Source organism: Aestuariivirga litoralis (genome assembly GCF_003234965.1).
Classification (GTDB): Bacteria; Pseudomonadota; Alphaproteobacteria; order Rhizobiales; family Aestuariivirgaceae; genus Aestuariivirga; species Aestuariivirga litoralis.
The window spans coordinates 14290-28804 of the sequence record NZ_QKVK01000007.1 but is presented as its reverse complement, the minus strand read 5'-3'; the positions used below and the strand labels follow the sequence as shown (position 1 = coordinate 28804).

Genomic DNA, 14515 nt, shown 5'->3' with positions numbered 1-14515 from the left:
AGGAATCTCTAATAATACTTCTGGATGCAGGTGTTGTATTTCTTCCAGTAATAGTTGTTCCACTTCTGGGAGCCGCGCACGGCGCCGCCGACGCCGCCCACGCCAGCGCCGATCGCTGCGCCAGTGCCGACACCGCTGCCCTTGCCGCCGGTGACCACGCCTCCGATGATGCCACCGGCGAGCGCCCCCGCGATGGCGCCGCCCGCGGTGGTGCCGAGCGATTTCTCATCGGCGTATTTCTCGGCCTTTCGGCGGCAGTAGTTCTTCTCGCTCTGGGTCAGCGCGGCGTGGCCGGCATCGGCCATGAAGGCCGGCATGATGAGCAGGGTGAGGCAGAACAAGGCTGCTTTCTTCATGGTGTGAACTCCGCTGTGGCGATGCGGCACTGTCTCACACGGGGTCGGGCCCGGCAAGTGCGCAGTCCTGCGCTATCGGCCGGGGAACATTCCCGCCCGTCACCCGTTGAAGGCTCCGGCAGGCGGCAAGCGGCACATCCCGAAGAAGGAGAGACGGACCTTGAACACCACGGTCAATCCGCAGCGTTTTCAGGCACAGGAAATTTCACTTTCGCCGCTGGCCCGTGGCCAGTCGGCAGTGGTCCTCGGCGGTCTTCGCATCGGGCGCGTCAGCCACGCCGTGAACGGCGAGGGCAAGACCTCGTGGCTATGGTCGCTGACCGGCCCGTCCTGCAGTTCGCTGCCGCGGGAACTCCGCATGTGCGGCGAAGCGCTGACGCTGGCGGATGCCAAGCTGCAGCTTCGCCACTCGTTCGACAGCTGGCTCGGCTGGGCGCTTTCGCAGGAAGGACCGGTGCAGTGGCACTGGACCGAGGCACCGCCCGAGCGCAACGGCCACAAGGAAGGGGTTGCCGCCCGCGCCGGATAGCGGACCGGACTGATAAGTAAGTGCAGTAGTGGACACAAGTAACCCGGCTGGAGCATTGCCCGGCAGGGCGAAAGCCTTTTGACACGCCACAGGTTCGCACGCTATTTACATCCTTCCGATAACCGGGAGGGGTCGTGATGCGGGGGGCACACGCAACACGCGCAGTGGTGATGTTGGTTGGCTGTTGCGTGGGCCAGTGGGCGGCGGCGGAGCCGGGACAGGGCCAAGCCGGCCAGGCAGCGGGACCCCTGGCACTGGTGGAGTTCGAGCCTGCGAAGATGCCGAGCGGTCTTGTTGAGCTGTGCGGTCGCGACGCTTCCTTCTGTGCCCCTGCGGCAGCGCCGGTCCAGGTGCTCGCCCTGTCGACGCAGCGCTGGCAGCTGCTGCGCAGCGTCAATGACGGTGTCAATCACCGTATCTCCTCGTCGACCGACCGCCAGCTCTATGGCCGTGACGAGTACTGGACCATTCCGACGACGGCGGGTGACTGCGAGGACTATGTGTTGCTGAAGCGCCAGATCCTCCTGCAGTCGGGCTTCGGCCCGGGCCAGCTGCTGATCACCGTGGTGCATGACGAGAATGGCGAAGCCCATGCGGTGCTGACGGTGCCGAGCGACCAGGGCGACCTGGTGCTCGACAACCGGCGTGACGAGGTGCTGCACTGGTGGCAGACCGGTTACAGCTTCATCAAGCGGCAGTCCGAGGCCAACCCCGCCGCCTGGGTGGCGCTCGGCAGCGACAAGCTCCAGGCCACGAACATCGCGTCCGGGCCTGGGCTTCCGTGATGTCCTATTGAGCCGCAGACCCGCTGCCGAGCAGGGTCGAGAGCTGCATGTCCGGCTGGCCCTGGCAGGTCGAGATGATCTGGTCGGCATTGATCATCGCAAATCCGGGAAGCTGGGCCATAACGGCGCCGGAGGCGCTGCTGCCGCCTGACGACGCCGTCGTGCCGGAGCTGCCGGCGGCGGTGGTGGAGCCGGTGGCATCGCTGCTGCTGCCCGATGCACTGCCATCCGCCGTGGTCGCGGACGCGCCGGACGAGCCCGTGGTGGCGTTCATCGCGGTGGAGCCATGGGCCGCGGCGTTGAGGCCGCCGAGATAGAACACCACGTTGCGGGCGGTCTGCTGGTCCATGCCGGAGAGATCGCGGCAGGTGATCGACGGCATCGTCATGGTGCCGGCACCGGACGACGATGAAGACTGGGCGAGGGCAGGCAGACTGCCTGCTGCCGTGAGCAGGGCCGCCGCAGAGGCGGCGATCAGAAGCTTGGTCATGGTGAAGTCCTCCTTGCGCTGGGCGAGTGTGCACAGCATGCCGGCGTCAACGCCGCATCACTTCCATCGTTCCGCATCAATTCCGCCGACGGATGAATTGGGCGGGCGCCGGCAAATGTGCGGATTCGAAGGCAGGTTCCGTTGCTTTGCTTCACAGTTGCGCGCGCCCCGCAATCGCGGCAATGCTCACGGATTGACAGTGGACAGGGGCGGGAATGCAGCGGCTGGAATGCGAACGCATGTTTGCAGCGGTGATGGAGACAGGGAGCTTCGCCGAAGCGGCGCGCCGGCTCGGCACCAGTTCCGGACAGGCATCGAAGCTGGTGTCGCGTCTCGAGGCCGATCTCGGCGTGAGACTTCTGAACCGCACGACGCGGGCGCTCTCGGCCACCGAAGTGGGGCAGGCCTATTACGAGCGCATCCGCGCCGTGATCGAGGAGCTCGATGCCCTGGGCGAAGCGGTGAAGAACCGCTCGGGTTCGGTCAGCGGGCGGCTGAAGCTCAGTGCGCCGCTGTCCTTCGGCACCAAGCAGCTCGCCCCCGCGCTGGTCGCCTTCGCCACGCGCTATCCGGAGGTGAGCCTCGATGTCGGCTTTTCCGACCGCGTGGTGAACCTCGTGGACGAGGGCTTCGACGCCGCCGTGCGCATCGGCCACCAGGCGGATGCCAGCACGGTGGTGCGCAAGCTGTGCCTGTCGCGCATCGTCGCCGTGGCAGCGCCAGCCTATCTCGCAACACATGGAACGCCCGCCCGACCGCAGGACCTCGCGGCGCATGACTGCGTGATCGACACCAACTTCAAGGACCGCGACACGTGGCACTTTCGCGCCGGCGGCGAGGCGGTCACGGTGAGCGTGCGCAGCCGCATCCACCTGTCGAATGCCGATGCCTGCGTGGCCGCGGCGGAAGCCGGCCTCGGCATCACCCAGGTGCCCAGCTTCGTGGCGGGGGACGCCATCCACGCCGGCCGCCTGGTGCCGCTGCTGCGGGGCATGGAGCCGCCCTCCGTGCCCGTGCAGGTGGTCTACCCACCGGGGCGCCACCTTGCCCTCAAGGTGCGTGCGCTCGTCGATTTCCTGGCGGAGCGCTTCCACGGCGAGCCGGAGTGGGACAAGGGCTGGTAGGGACTGGCCGGATTGTCTGGATCACTTCCGAACCGGAAGCAATCTCCTGCCGGATTTCCGGATTATCAACGGTAACGGATCTCGTTACGTTTCGTCCCATCGCGACCGGCACTTCCGCCGGCCAACCGAAAGGAACGATCCCATGACCTATGCTGCCACCGAGCGCGCCCCGCTCGCCGCTTCCGCTGCCTCTGTCGACTATGCCGCGCTGCTGCTGCGCGTGAGCATGGGAGTGGGCTTCATCGCCCATGCCTACCTCAAGTACGCGATCTTCACCCCCGCCGGCACGGTGCAGTATTTCCAGAGCCTCGGCCTTCCCGGCCCGCTGGCCTATGTGGTCATGGCGGCTGAGTTCTTCGGCGGCATCGCGCTGGTGCTTGGCCTGTGGACGCGCTGGGTGTCCCTCGCCCTGCTGCCCATCATGCTGGGCGCCATCTTCGCTCATGCCGGCAATGGCTTCTTCTTCACGGCGGCCAATGGCGGCTGGGAATTCCCTGCCTTCTGGGCCGTGGCGCTTGCCGTGCAGGCGCTCATCGGCGGCGGCGCCTTCGCGCTGAAGCGCTGACAGGCTTGGCATTCGCAGGAGCCGGCCGTGGTGGCCGGCTCCCCTCATTTCGAAAGGATCCCCGATGCTCGTTGATGGCAAGTGGTCGGCTGACTGGCACCCGGTCCAGGCCAAGGACCAGAAGGGCGGCTTCCTGCGCCAGGACTCGCAGTTCCGCCATGTCGTGACGCCGGACGGCGACGGGGGCTTCCGCGCCGATGCCGGGCGCTACCACCTCTATGTGGCGCTGATCTGCCCCTGGGCCTCGCGCACGCTGGTGGCGCGCAAGCTGAAGGGACTGGAGGACGTGATCTCGGTTTCGGTCGTCGAACCGGAACTGGACGCACAGGGCTGGCGCTTCGCCGAAGGGGCCGATCCCATCAACAACGCCCGCTACATGCACGAGATCTATACCGCTGCCGACGGGCACTACACCGGCCGCGCTACCGTGCCGGTGCTGTGGGACAAGCAGACGGGCAGCATCGTCAACAACGAGTCGTCCGACATCCTCCGCATGTTCAACATGGGCTTCGGCGCCCTGGCGGGGAACACCATCGATCTGTACCCGGAACATCTGCGCAATGCCATCGATGCGCTGAACGGCGTGATCTATGCGAAGCTCAACAACGGCGTCTATCGCTGCGGCTTCGCCACCACCCAGGTGGCCTATGAAGAGGCCTATCACGGCGTCTTCGAGATGCTGGACCAGCTGGAGGAGCGCTTGTCCTCGGGCCCCTTCCTGTTCGGCGCCGAACTGACCGAGGCGGATATCCGGCTCTTCGTCACCCTGGTGCGTTTCGATGCCGCCTATCACGGCCTGTTCAAGGCCAACAAGCGCCGCATCGTCGACTATCTAAACCTCAACGCCTATCTCCACCGCCTGCTGCAGGTCGATGCCTTCCGCGACACCGTCAACATCAGCCACATCAAGCGCGGCTACTACTCCGTGAAATCGCTGAACCCCACGGGCATCGTGCCGCTGGGGCCCGAGGGCATCGCGCTGGAGGGAACCGGGGTCTAGCGAAAGTGAGACGGCAGGAGTTGCAATCAGGTAATTTCGCAAAGGGCGAGTGTAGCAATCAAAAGTTGCCAAATATAGAGCAGGGAAGCGAACTTGATCTATTTCAATTTCTTCACAAGCAGATAATATAAAATATGCAGAGGATAGCTTGGAATAGATAGCATGCTACGCAGCGCACTGAAGTGGTGCTTTCTTTTTTACTCCTGCTCAGCTGTGACTGCTTCAGCGCAAACCGCAGACGCCTACAAGACTGGTGGCGACTGGGTTCGCATCCACATGAATGACTTCAAGGGAATGATCTATCAAGGCGTCAGTAAGCACCAAGTATGTACCTCAGAAGCGAAGAAGTTAGCCGCGCAGTTCATTTCCCAGGGCAGGAAAGTCAGAACGCGGATATTGACGGAAGAGATCGCTGTATTTGAGGTTATGGATGGCGATCGAATTCTCATTTACTGCAATCCGGCCGGAGCATTGTTCGCGGATATGCTCCTTCCCAACACCATGTCTGGAACGATGAAGGAGGCGAATAGCCTCGGGAGCGAGCAGACACGTGAGGATAACAGCCGGACGACCAAAACGACCTATGATCCTGTTAGTCGGACAAGTACAACCACTGAAACTGGCCCACGCGATCCTTCAGCGCCCGAACAGCCTCCGCGGAAGCCGCCTCAGCAGCAATAAAGCCCGGCTGGGGCCGTATAATTTTTCACGGCGTAATGCATAGCCCGATGCAAGGGCTATGTCGCAGGCCTGTACGACATGCGAGCCGAATGTAAATCGCAATTCGTCTGGGTCGTTGCGAACAATGATTTATGGCATTCGATAAGGTGTTCATCCGGGCCTCCTGCCGCCCGCCCTTTCGAACAGGCTGAAAACATCTTCCTTGCGGCAGAGCGAGGTGCCGGGGTTGCCGGTCGCCGCGGCGCCCGCGGCCATGCCGAGGAGGAAGGCCTGCTCGATGTCCCAGCCCTGTGACAGCGCCCACACCATGGCGCCGAGGAAGCTGTCGCCGGCGCCCACGGCCGAGCGCACCTCGACCGCCATTGCCGGCAGCCGCAGCACGCGGTCGGGCGTCGCCAGCACCGCGCCGTCGGCGCCCAGCGTCACCGCAACCATGCGCGCCTGGCCGGCAGTGATGATGGCGCGCGCCGCCGCCTCGATGCCGGGGGCATCCAGTTCATGGCCCGCGAGGCTTTCGAGTTCGCTGAGGCTCGGCTTCACGAGGTGGATGCCGCCATGCTGGAGTGCCGCCTTGAGCGCGGCGCCGGAGGAATCGAGCACGAAGGGCAGGCCGTTCGCCGCGGCAGCCTTCGCCAGCCGCACATAGCTGTCGGCAGGCGCCCCGCGCGGCAGGCTTCCGCTGGCCACCACGTAACCTTCCTTCTTGCGCAGGATGGCTTCGGCGCAGGCGTCGATCTCGTGGGCGTGCACCTCCGGCCCCTCGGGCAGGAAGCGGTATTCAAGGCCGGTGGACTGGTCATGCACCATGAGGGCCACCCGTGTCTCGCCCTCCATGGCAATGGGTGTCCAGGGAATGCCCTCGTCCTTCAGCAGCCGGCCGAGGAAGGCGCCCATCTCCCAGCCGGAGAGTGCCAGCGCCTCCACTTCGCCGCCCAGCGCCGCGATGACACGGGCAACGTTGATGCCGCCGCCGCCGGGTTCGAAGCTGGTGTCCTTCAGCCGCACCTTGTGGGTGGGGCGCACTTTTTCGGCCTCGCCGAAGACGTCGATCGTCGGGTTCAGGGTGATGGTGAGGATGGCGGCCATTCAGGATCCTTGTGGCACTGGATTCGGGGGTGAGTTTGTTCGATCATCCCGGTGTGACGAAAGAGCGAATCCCATGGCTGAACTGAGCATCCGCATCGATTTTGGTCCAGAGCTGAGGGTGGGCCCGGGCAAGATCGCGCTGCTCGAGCAGATCGCGGCGCTGGGTTCGATCTCGGCGGGTGGCCGCGCCATGGACATGTCCTACCGCCGCGCCTGGGAACTGATCGAGGAGCTCAACACCATTTTCGGCAAGCCGGTGGTGGAATCGCGCAGCGGCGGCAGGAAGGGGGGCGGGGCAACGCTCACGCCGCTCGGGCTGGCGCTCATCTCGCGCTACCGCGCCATGGAGCGGGCGGCCGCGGCGGCCACCGAGCCACACCTCAAGGCGCTGGCCGGCGAAATCGCGAACGCGTGAACGGATCATAGCGGTGGCTCGATCCGGTCAGCGCGCCTCGGCGTCGGGCCCGCTCACCGACACGGCCTTCACCACCGCATAGGCCGGCGTGCCGGGGGCAAGGCAAAGGGCCGTGGCCGAGTGCCGCGTGATCCTTGCCACCACCGCCGCGCCGCCGCAGTCGAGCCGGACATTGACCGAGGAGGGGCCGGCAGGCGACATCTCCGCCACGGTGCCGCGCAGGATGTTCAGTGCACTGATCTTCACCGGCTCCTCCAGTGCCAGCATCACGTCGCGCGCCCGGATGCGCACCCGCGCCGGGGTCCCGGCCGGCCCGATGCGCCCGGGGACGAAGATGTCGCCGGCGGACGAGGACAGCCGCGTCAGGCCGAAGGCCTCGTCATGCGCCGCCACGGCCATGTCGATGATGGCGCCGCCTTCGTCGCGCTCCTCGTCGGGGATAAGGTCGAGGCGCTGGGCGATCTCCGCTGCCGGGCCGAAGGCGGCGAGCCGCCCTGCCGCCAGCACCGCCACGTCGGAGGCCAGCCGCATCACCTCTGCCACCGAATGGCTGACATAGACGATGGGAATCCTCACCTCGTCCCGCAGGCGCTCGATGTAGGGCAGGATCTCCGCCTTGCGGGCCTGGTCGAGCGAGGCGAGGGGTTCGTCCATCAGCAGCAGGCGCGGCGAGGCGAGCAGGGCGCGGCCGATGGCCACGCGCTGCTTCTCGCCGCCCGAGAGGTCGCGCGGGCGGCGCTTGAGCAGGGGCGCGATGCCGAGCAGATCGAGGATCTGCGGCTTCGCGGCATAGCGCTCCGCCCGCGGCGTGAACCATTCGCCATAGGCGAGGTTTCCTTCCACCGTGAGGTGGGGGAACAGCCGCGCCTCCTGGAACACATAGCCGATGCGCCGCCGGTGCGGCGCCAGTTCGATGCCCTGGGTGGTGTCGGTCAGCACGGTGCCGCCGACGGTGATCCGCGCATGATCGGGCCGGATCAGGCCGGCGATCACGTTGACCAGCGTGGTCTTGCCACAGCCGGAGGCGCCGAACACGGCGGTGATGCCGCCCTCACTGTCGAAGGCCGCCGCGAGGTCGAGGCTGCCGAGCCTGTGGCGCACATCGACCGTGAGGCTCATGCGGCGATCCTCGCGCCCGCCCGGCGGGCCAGGAATTCCGAGACCATGAGTGCGCCCAGCGAGATGGCGATCGAGATGGCGGTGAGCTTCAGCGCGCCCGCATCGCCGCCGGGCACCTGCGTCAGCGTGTAGATGGCCGTGGGCAGGGTCTGCGTTTCGCCCGGGATGTTGGACACGAAGGTGATGGTGGCGCCGAACTCGCCCATGGCCTTGGCGAAGCACAGGATCATGCCGGCGATGATGCCGGGGAGCGTGAGCGGCAGGGTGATGGTGAGGAATACCCAGACGGCACTTGCGCCGAGCGTGGCGGAGGCAGCTTCCAGGCGCATGTCCACCGCCTCGATCGACAGCCTGATGGCGCGCACCATCAGCGGGAAACCCATCACCGCGCAGGCCAGGGCGGCCCCCGTCCAGCGGAAGGCGAAGACGATGCCGAACTGCGCGAGGAAGGCGCCCACCGGACCCTTGGTGCCGAAGCTGAGGAGCAGGAGGTAGCCCGTCACGACGGGCGGCATCACCAGTGGAAGATGCACGATGCCGTTCACCAGCGACTTGCCCCAGAAATCCCGCCGCGCCAGCAGCCAGGCCACGGCCAGCGCCACCGGCAGGCTGGCGATCATCGCCACGCTCGCCACCTTGAGGCTGAGGCGGACCGCCTGCCATTCCTCCGGGGTGAGGGAGAGCAGGGTCATCGCTCAAGGCTCGGCAACACAGGATCGCCGGGACGGGCCCGGCGATGATGAGAAATCGGGTGCGTCCCTCCTCTCATCATGCCCAGGCTCGTCCCGGGCATCCTTGTGCGACGGGCGGGGCGGCGGCCGATTAGGAGGGAAAGCGTCATACCCGACTGGCTATAGCAGATTGCCATGCCGGGCAACCCGTCACGGCGCCTGGATCGACCGGACGTATGTCACCAGCCCGGCAATCCGCCGCGAGGCGTCGTCCGAGGCCTTCATCGCGTCCTCGACCTTCGTGCTCTTGCCAACCTCCTCGGTGACGAAGACGTCTCCCCAGATCGGCATCTCGCGGCTGCCGTGGCCGTCCGGCATGTCCAGCCCGGCAATGGTCTCGAAGACCTTCTGCTCCGGGAACTGGCCGTATTTGCGTGTCACCTCGGTCAGGTCGGAGGGCTTCCTGGCGAGATGGGCGGCTTGCGGGCCGTCGCCCTTGCCGCCCGGCCCGTGGCAGGGCGCGCAGAGCTGCACGAAGTCCTTCCTGCCCTGTTCCGGCGCAGCGGCAGAAAGGGCGGGAGACGCCAGCAGCAGCAGGGCCGGGAGCGAACGCAGCAGCGCCATCATCGGGCCTGCCCGATGTCCTTCAGCATTTCGGTGAACCACGGCGTGTGAACGTCGAAATGCTTGCCGCCCTTGATGCGCGGGAATTCGATGGCGCGCAGCTCGTCGTCGCGTTCCTCGTCATGGCCGATGACGCCGGAAATGCCATCGAGGGCGCTGTCCACCGCGACATGCACCATGGCGCGGATCAGGTCGAGGTCGGCCTGGTTGGCGGCCGCCGAGCGGCCGAAATAGCCTGACTTCTGCACCAGCGTCTTGTCGGCGCCGATCTTCCTGGCGAACTGCTTGCCGAACCAGTCGCCCACCTTGACATTGTCGAGGCGCACATGGCCGAAGGCGTCGCGCTCCACATGCTCGCCCCGTGCCTCCATCTCGGCCACGATCTCCGGCACGCAGGCGCCCTCGCTGACGAAGATCGACACCGAGTCATACTGGTCCATCAGCTGGCGCAGGCGCTCCGCCTCCTTCTCCATGTCGATGTGCATCTCGGGGATGTAGACGGCGTCGATGTCCTTGTGCTTGCGGTCGAGGTTGAACTCGGGGAGGAACTCGAGGTGGTCGAGCCGGTCGCGCCAGGCTTTGGCGGTGGCGGCGGTGAGCCAGCCGCAGTGGCGGCCCATGACTTCATGGATCACCAGCTGGCGCGACGAGGTCGACTGCTCGTTGACCACGTTCTCGAAGAACATCGCGCCGTGCTCGGCCGCCGTCCAGGCGCCCAGCGTCTGGCGGATCGGCACCACGTCGTTGTCGATGGTCTTGGGCAGGCCGACGACGGTCAGCTCATAGCCATTGCCATGCAGATAGGCCGCGAGGTCGGCGGCGGTGGTGTTGGTGTCGTCACCCCCGATGGTGTGGAGGATGGTGATGCCGTCCTTCACCAGCTGGTTGGCGGCGACCTTGAGCGGGTCTTCGCCTTCCTTCACCAGGCCGCGCTTGACGCAGTCGGCGACATTGGTGAGCTTGACGCGGCTGTTGCCGAGCGGCGAGCCGCCGTGGCTGTGCAGCACATGGGCGCGGCGGCGCACCTCGGGCGTCACGGGAATGGACTTGCCCTGCAGCAGCCCCTTGTAGCCGGCGAGATAGCCGATCATCGGCGCGTCGGGCGCAACCTCGGAATAGCGTTCGATCAGGCCGCCCACCGCGGAGGAAAGGCAGGGGGCGAGGCCGCCCGCGGTGAGCATCGCGATCTTGTGGTGGGTGTGGGACATCGTCACGTAACTCCTCGGGAAATCAGGACTTATAGGGTTAGCACCGGCGGGCCCGCGGCGAAACCCGGCAAAACGGCTGAGCCGCCGTCCGATTTTCATTGAAGCCGGACGAGAGGGTTCCCATCTGATTTTTCGTCAACTTTGGAGAGAGGATCGGAGATGACACATTCGGCTTCGGCTGGTTTCGAGCAGAGCGGCAGCACGCAGAGGCGTGGCTGCGGTTGGGGCTCAATGGGCCGTTGGTCGGCCTGGGAGATCGGCGCGATGGTCGCCGGCTTCGTCGTGTTCTGGCCGTTGGGGCTGATCGCCCTGTTCCTGAAATGGAAGAACGGCGAGATGTGGAAGGGTTCGGCGGACACCGCCGCACCCTGGGCAGGTTTCAAGGCGCCTGACCTGTCGGGCTGGAATTCCAGCTGGAAGAGCCAGTCCTATGGCTTTGCCGGCTCCGGCAATGCCGCCTTCGATGCCTACAAGCGTGAACAGCTGAAGCGCCTCGACGAGGAGCGCCGCAGGCTGGAGGACGAGCAGAAGGCCTTCCGCGACTTCGTGGAGCGCCTGCGCCGCGCCAAGGACCAGGACGAGTTCGACCGCTTCATGGCCGAGCGCCGGTCTTCGCCGCCCGCGGTGAACGAGTAAGCCCCGTCGCATCGACCCGTCATGCGGAAGCCCGGCCATTGGCCGGGCTTCTGGCGTTTCAGAGCTCCGGTTCCTCGCGGGTGCGGATCGGCGGCGGGGCGGCACCCGGATCGGCGGCCTTGCCCACCATCGGCTCGGTCTTGAACACCGGGGCGCGCGGGGCGGGGCGGGCCATGCCGGGCTGCAGTGCCTCGCGGGCATAGGGCGAAGCGGCCGGCGTGCCGATGGCGGCCTCGATCACCAGGTCCTGCGGGCCGCCGATCAGCAGCAGGTGCTCGACATTGTCGCGCCGCACGATCACCAGCCGGCGCTCCTTGTCCACCTCGTAGTATTCGCTGATGCCGAGGCGCTGGCCGCGGCGCCCGCCCGACACGCGCGGGCTGAAGGCGCGCCACACGGCGAGCAGGATGAACAGCACCGCCAGAACGATTGCCGCCGTGACGATGACCTGGATGTTCTGGTTCAGGAATTCCATCCCCACGTCCTTCCGCAAACGAGCCGTGACCAAACTTCCCGGCGCCTGCTTCGGCAACCGGTCAACCCCGGCCGGGACTGTGGCGGCAGGCCCGCCATTTGTAAAGCGGAGATCGGCTCCCCGGGGGGCGTGAACGATTCCGCATCATCCCGATTGGCCTATACTGGTCATGATTCGGGGTGGGGTTGGATGACGGACAGGAAGGCACCGGTGACAGGCGGCATCGCGGCACCGGCGGCAGGGGCTGGCGGTGGCGGGGGACCTCGCGCCGTGCTGGCGCTGCTGCTGGCAATGGCCGTGGCGGCCAGCATGGTGGCCGGGCTGGCCCACCTGCCGGAGGGGCATCCGCGCTGGCTGCTGTGGGCAGGCGCGGCGCTTGCCGGCCTTGGCCTGCTGGCGCTGCTGTCGCTGGTGGCCGGCTTCATCCGCCTCGGCGGCGAGCGCAACGACCGCGCCTTCCTCGACGCGCTGACCGCCGCGATCGGTCACCCCCTGGTGGTGACCGACGCCGCGGGCCGCGCCGTCTATGCCAATGCCGCCTATGAGGCGCTGACGGCCAGGGCGGGACGCCTCGTGGGCATGGACGTGCTGTTCGCGCCCTATGCCGAGTTCTCGGCACCCGTCTACCAGCTGGCGCAGGCCGTGAACGAGGGCCGCAGCGACTCGCGGGAACTGCGCGTGGCGCAGGGCGCCGCGGCACCCTGTGCAAGGCCTGACCGGCCGGTATGGGTGAAGCTCACGGCCACGCCCGTCGCAGGCGGCAAGACCCCGCTTCGCCTGTGGCAGCTCGAGGACATCAGCGAGGACCGGGCCCGGCAGGAACAGGCCTTTGCGCGCCTGCAGTTCATCATCACCTATCTCGACAATGCGCCCGCCGGATTCTTCTCGACCTTGAGCGACGGGCAGGTCGACTACATCAACGCCACCCTTGCGCAGTGGCTGGGGATCGACCTCACGGAAGCCCAGAACGCCGGCATGAAGCTGCCGGACCTGCTGGGCGAGCAGGCGGCGCGCCTCGTGTCCGGCGTGGCGCCCAAGCCCGGCACGGCGGTGACCGAAAGCTTCGGCATCGATCTCCGCAACAACAGCACCGGCAAGCTGATCCCGGTGCAGCTGATCCACCATGTCGAGTTCGATGCCGAGGGCCAGCCCTCGCCGTCGCGCACCATCGTGGTGCCGCGCCACCTGGCGGGCACCTCGGCGGCGGGTGGCGAGATCTCGGCGCCGCGTCTTTCCCGCTTCATCAACAATGCGCCCATCGGCATTGCCGAGATCGACAAGGACGGCATCGTGCGCATGGCGAACGGCGCCTTCATCGAGCTCTCGCCCAAGGCGCGGCGCGGCTCGGAACTTTCCGCCGCCGTCGTTGCATCGGAGCGTGCCTCGCTGCTGCAGGCGCTGTCGACGGCGCTGCGCAACGAGGGAAGCCTGCACCAGATCGAGGCCAATGTCGAAGGCACCAGCCCGAGGAACGTGCTCTTCACCTTCACCAGGCTGGCACCGGAGGACGACACGGCGGTGGTCTTCGCGGTGGACAAGACCGAGAACAAGTCGCTCGAAGTGCAGCTGGCGCAGAGCCAGAAGCTGATGGCGGTGGGCCAGCTCGCCTCGGGGATCGCGCATGACTTCAACAACGTGCTGACCCCGATCATCGGCTTCGCCGACCTTCTGCTGGCCAAGATGCGGCCGACCGACCCCGCCTTCGCGGACGTCATGAACATCAAGCAGAACGCCAACCGCGCGGCGAACCTGGTGCGCCAGCTCCTCGCCTTCTCGCGCAAGCAGACGCTGCAGCCCAAGGTGCATGTGCTCACCGAGGCGCTCTCCGACCTCGGCAACCTGCTCGGCCGCGTGCTGGGCGAGAAGGTGTCGCTCAAGATCAACCATGACCGCGAGCTGGGCCTCGTCATGGTGGACATCCACCAGTTCGAGCAGGTGATCATCAACCTCGCCGTCAATGCGCGCGACGCGATGCCCAATGGCGGTGCGCTCACCGTGCGCACCTATAATGTGGGGGTGGAGGAGTCGCGCTCCATCATGCCGTCCCTCATGCCGCCCGGCGAATATGTCGCCTGCGAGGTGCAGGACACAGGGAGTGGCATTCCGCCCGAGATCCGCGACAAGATCTGGGAGCCCTTCTTCTCCACCAAGGACGTGGGCAAGGGCACCGGGCTCGGCCTCTCCACCGTCTATGGCATCGTCAAGCAGACGGGTGGCTTCATCTTCTGCGACAGCGAGGTGGGCAAGGGCACCACGTTCCGCATCTACCTGCCGCGCTACTATCCGAAGAAGGCGGAGGAAGCGGCCGTCGAGGAGAAGCCCGCGGAGGCGCCCAAGCGCGACTATACCGGCAAGGAGCGCATCCTGCTGGTCGAGGACGAGGACGCGGTGCGCGCCTTCGCGCTGCGCGCACTCACATCGCGTGGCTACACCGTGGTCGAGGCCGACTCGGGCGAGAGCGCCATCGAGAAGATCGACATGGACGACAGGGGCTTCGACCTCATCATCTCCGACGTCGTCATGCCGGAAATGGACGGGCCCACACTGCTCCGTGAACTGAGGAAGCGCGGCAACGAGACCAAGTTCGTCTTCGTCTCGGGTTACCCCGGCGAGCAGTTCGAGCAGGATCTCGAGGGGCACTCCGGCTACAGCTTCATGCCCAAGCCCTTCTCGCTGAAGCAGCTGGTCGAGAAGGTGAAGGAGGCGATGGAGGGGTGAGCTGCCTCACCTGAGCGTCCATCATTCTCGCCC

General features: G+C 66.4%; 17 protein-coding genes. 9 read left to right on the top strand and 8 right to left on the bottom strand.

Annotated elements, in window-relative coordinates; all coding sequences use genetic code 11:
* Positions 1-8: 8 nt before the first annotated feature.
* Complete coding sequence (locus DK847_RS20800) at positions 9-356, bottom strand: hypothetical protein (RefSeq protein ID WP_111199309.1); 348 nt, start codon at positions 354-356, stop codon at positions 9-11.
* 160 nt (positions 357-516) lie between these two features.
* Between DK847_RS20800 and DK847_RS14805 the strand changes: the two genes are divergently transcribed.
* The gene (locus DK847_RS14805; RefSeq protein WP_146256146.1) at positions 517-885 is read left to right on the top strand and encodes a hypothetical protein; all 369 of its coding nucleotides are present in this window, start codon (positions 517-519) and stop codon (positions 883-885) included.
* 170 nt (positions 886-1055) lie between these two features.
* Positions 1056-1670 carry a transglutaminase-like cysteine peptidase gene (locus DK847_RS14800; protein ID WP_161957297.1) on the top strand — a complete coding sequence of 205 codons (615 nt, stop codon included), beginning with the start codon at positions 1056-1058 and terminating at the stop codon, positions 1668-1670.
* A 4-nt stretch (positions 1671-1674) separates the two neighbouring features.
* On the opposite strand, the gene DK847_RS14795 is transcribed toward DK847_RS14800, so the two are convergent.
* A complete protein-coding gene (locus DK847_RS14795; RefSeq protein WP_161957296.1) occupies positions 1675-2160 on the bottom strand; it encodes an HdeA/HdeB family chaperone in 486 nt (161 codons plus the stop codon).
* A gap of 215 nt (positions 2161-2375) precedes the next feature.
* Here DK847_RS14795 and DK847_RS14790 point away from each other — a divergent pair, with 215 nt between their 5' ends.
* The 4 genes from DK847_RS14790 to DK847_RS14775 all read left to right on the top strand — a co-directional run bounded on the left by DK847_RS14790 (position 2376) and on the right by DK847_RS14775 (position 5530).
* Positions 2376-3284 (top strand): LysR family transcriptional regulator, encoded by a 909-nt coding sequence (locus DK847_RS14790; RefSeq protein WP_111199305.1) that lies wholly within the window; start codon positions 2376-2378, stop codon positions 3282-3284.
* A gap of 142 nt (positions 3285-3426) precedes the next feature.
* Positions 3427-3849 carry a DoxX family protein gene (locus DK847_RS14785; protein WP_111199304.1) on the top strand — a complete coding sequence of 141 codons (423 nt, stop codon included), beginning with the start codon at positions 3427-3429 and terminating at the stop codon, positions 3847-3849.
* Between the two features lie 64 nt (positions 3850-3913).
* Positions 3914-4849: a glutathione S-transferase family protein gene (locus DK847_RS14780; RefSeq protein WP_111199303.1), complete on the top strand. Its 936-nt coding sequence runs from the start codon at positions 3914-3916 to the stop codon at positions 4847-4849.
* A gap of 162 nt (positions 4850-5011) precedes the next feature.
* Entirely contained in the window at positions 5012-5530 is a 519-nt protein-coding gene (locus DK847_RS14775) for a hypothetical protein (RefSeq protein ID WP_111199302.1), read from the top strand.
* Positions 5531-5680: 150 nt separating this feature from the next.
* Here DK847_RS14775 and DK847_RS14770 read toward each other — a convergent pair whose 3' ends face one another.
* Complete coding sequence (locus tag DK847_RS14770) at positions 5681-6616, bottom strand: 1-phosphofructokinase family hexose kinase (RefSeq protein ID WP_111199301.1); 936 nt, start codon at positions 6614-6616, stop codon at positions 5681-5683.
* 73 nt (positions 6617-6689) lie between these two features.
* On the opposite strand from DK847_RS14770, the gene DK847_RS14765 reads away from it, so the two are divergent.
* Positions 6690-7031: a winged helix-turn-helix domain-containing protein gene (locus tag DK847_RS14765; protein WP_111199300.1), complete on the top strand. Its 342-nt coding sequence runs from the start codon at positions 6690-6692 to the stop codon at positions 7029-7031.
* Between the two features lie 27 nt (positions 7032-7058).
* On the opposite strand, the gene modC is transcribed toward DK847_RS14765, so the two are convergent.
* The 4 genes from modC to DK847_RS14745 all read right to left on the bottom strand — a co-directional run bounded on the left by modC (position 7059) and on the right by DK847_RS14745 (position 10653).
* Positions 7059-8150 carry a molybdenum ABC transporter ATP-binding protein gene (modC, locus tag DK847_RS14760; RefSeq protein WP_111199299.1) on the bottom strand — a complete coding sequence of 364 codons (1092 nt, stop codon included), beginning with the start codon at positions 8148-8150 and terminating at the stop codon, positions 7059-7061.
* Positions 8147-8842, bottom strand: a complete 696-nt coding sequence (gene modB / locus DK847_RS14755; protein ID WP_111199298.1) for a molybdate ABC transporter permease subunit — start codon at positions 8840-8842, stop codon at positions 8147-8149. Before modB ends, modC begins: the two co-directional genes overlap by 4 nt.
* Before the next feature lie 189 nt (positions 8843-9031).
* A complete protein-coding gene (locus tag DK847_RS14750; RefSeq protein WP_111199297.1) occupies positions 9032-9448 on the bottom strand; it encodes a c-type cytochrome in 417 nt (138 codons plus the stop codon).
* A complete protein-coding gene (locus DK847_RS14745; RefSeq protein WP_111199296.1) occupies positions 9445-10653 on the bottom strand; it encodes a pyrophosphate--fructose-6-phosphate 1-phosphotransferase in 1209 nt (402 codons plus the stop codon). Before DK847_RS14745 ends, DK847_RS14750 begins: the two co-directional genes overlap by 4 nt.
* 231 nt (positions 10654-10884) lie before the next feature.
* Between DK847_RS14745 and DK847_RS14740 the strand changes: the two genes are divergently transcribed.
* Complete coding sequence (locus tag DK847_RS14740) at positions 10885-11289, top strand: DUF2852 domain-containing protein (protein ID WP_111199295.1); 405 nt, start codon at positions 10885-10887, stop codon at positions 11287-11289.
* Between the two features lie 58 nt (positions 11290-11347).
* Here DK847_RS14740 and DK847_RS14735 read toward each other — a convergent pair whose 3' ends face one another.
* Positions 11348-11764: a flagellar biosynthetic protein FliO gene (locus DK847_RS14735; protein ID WP_111199294.1), complete on the bottom strand. Its 417-nt coding sequence runs from the start codon at positions 11762-11764 to the stop codon at positions 11348-11350.
* 189 nt (positions 11765-11953) lie between these two features.
* Here DK847_RS14735 and DK847_RS14730 point away from each other — a divergent pair, with 189 nt between their 5' ends.
* Positions 11954-14482: a response regulator gene (locus DK847_RS14730; protein ID WP_111199293.1), complete on the top strand. Its 2529-nt coding sequence runs from the start codon at positions 11954-11956 to the stop codon at positions 14480-14482.
* Positions 14483-14515 lie beyond the last annotated feature (33 nt).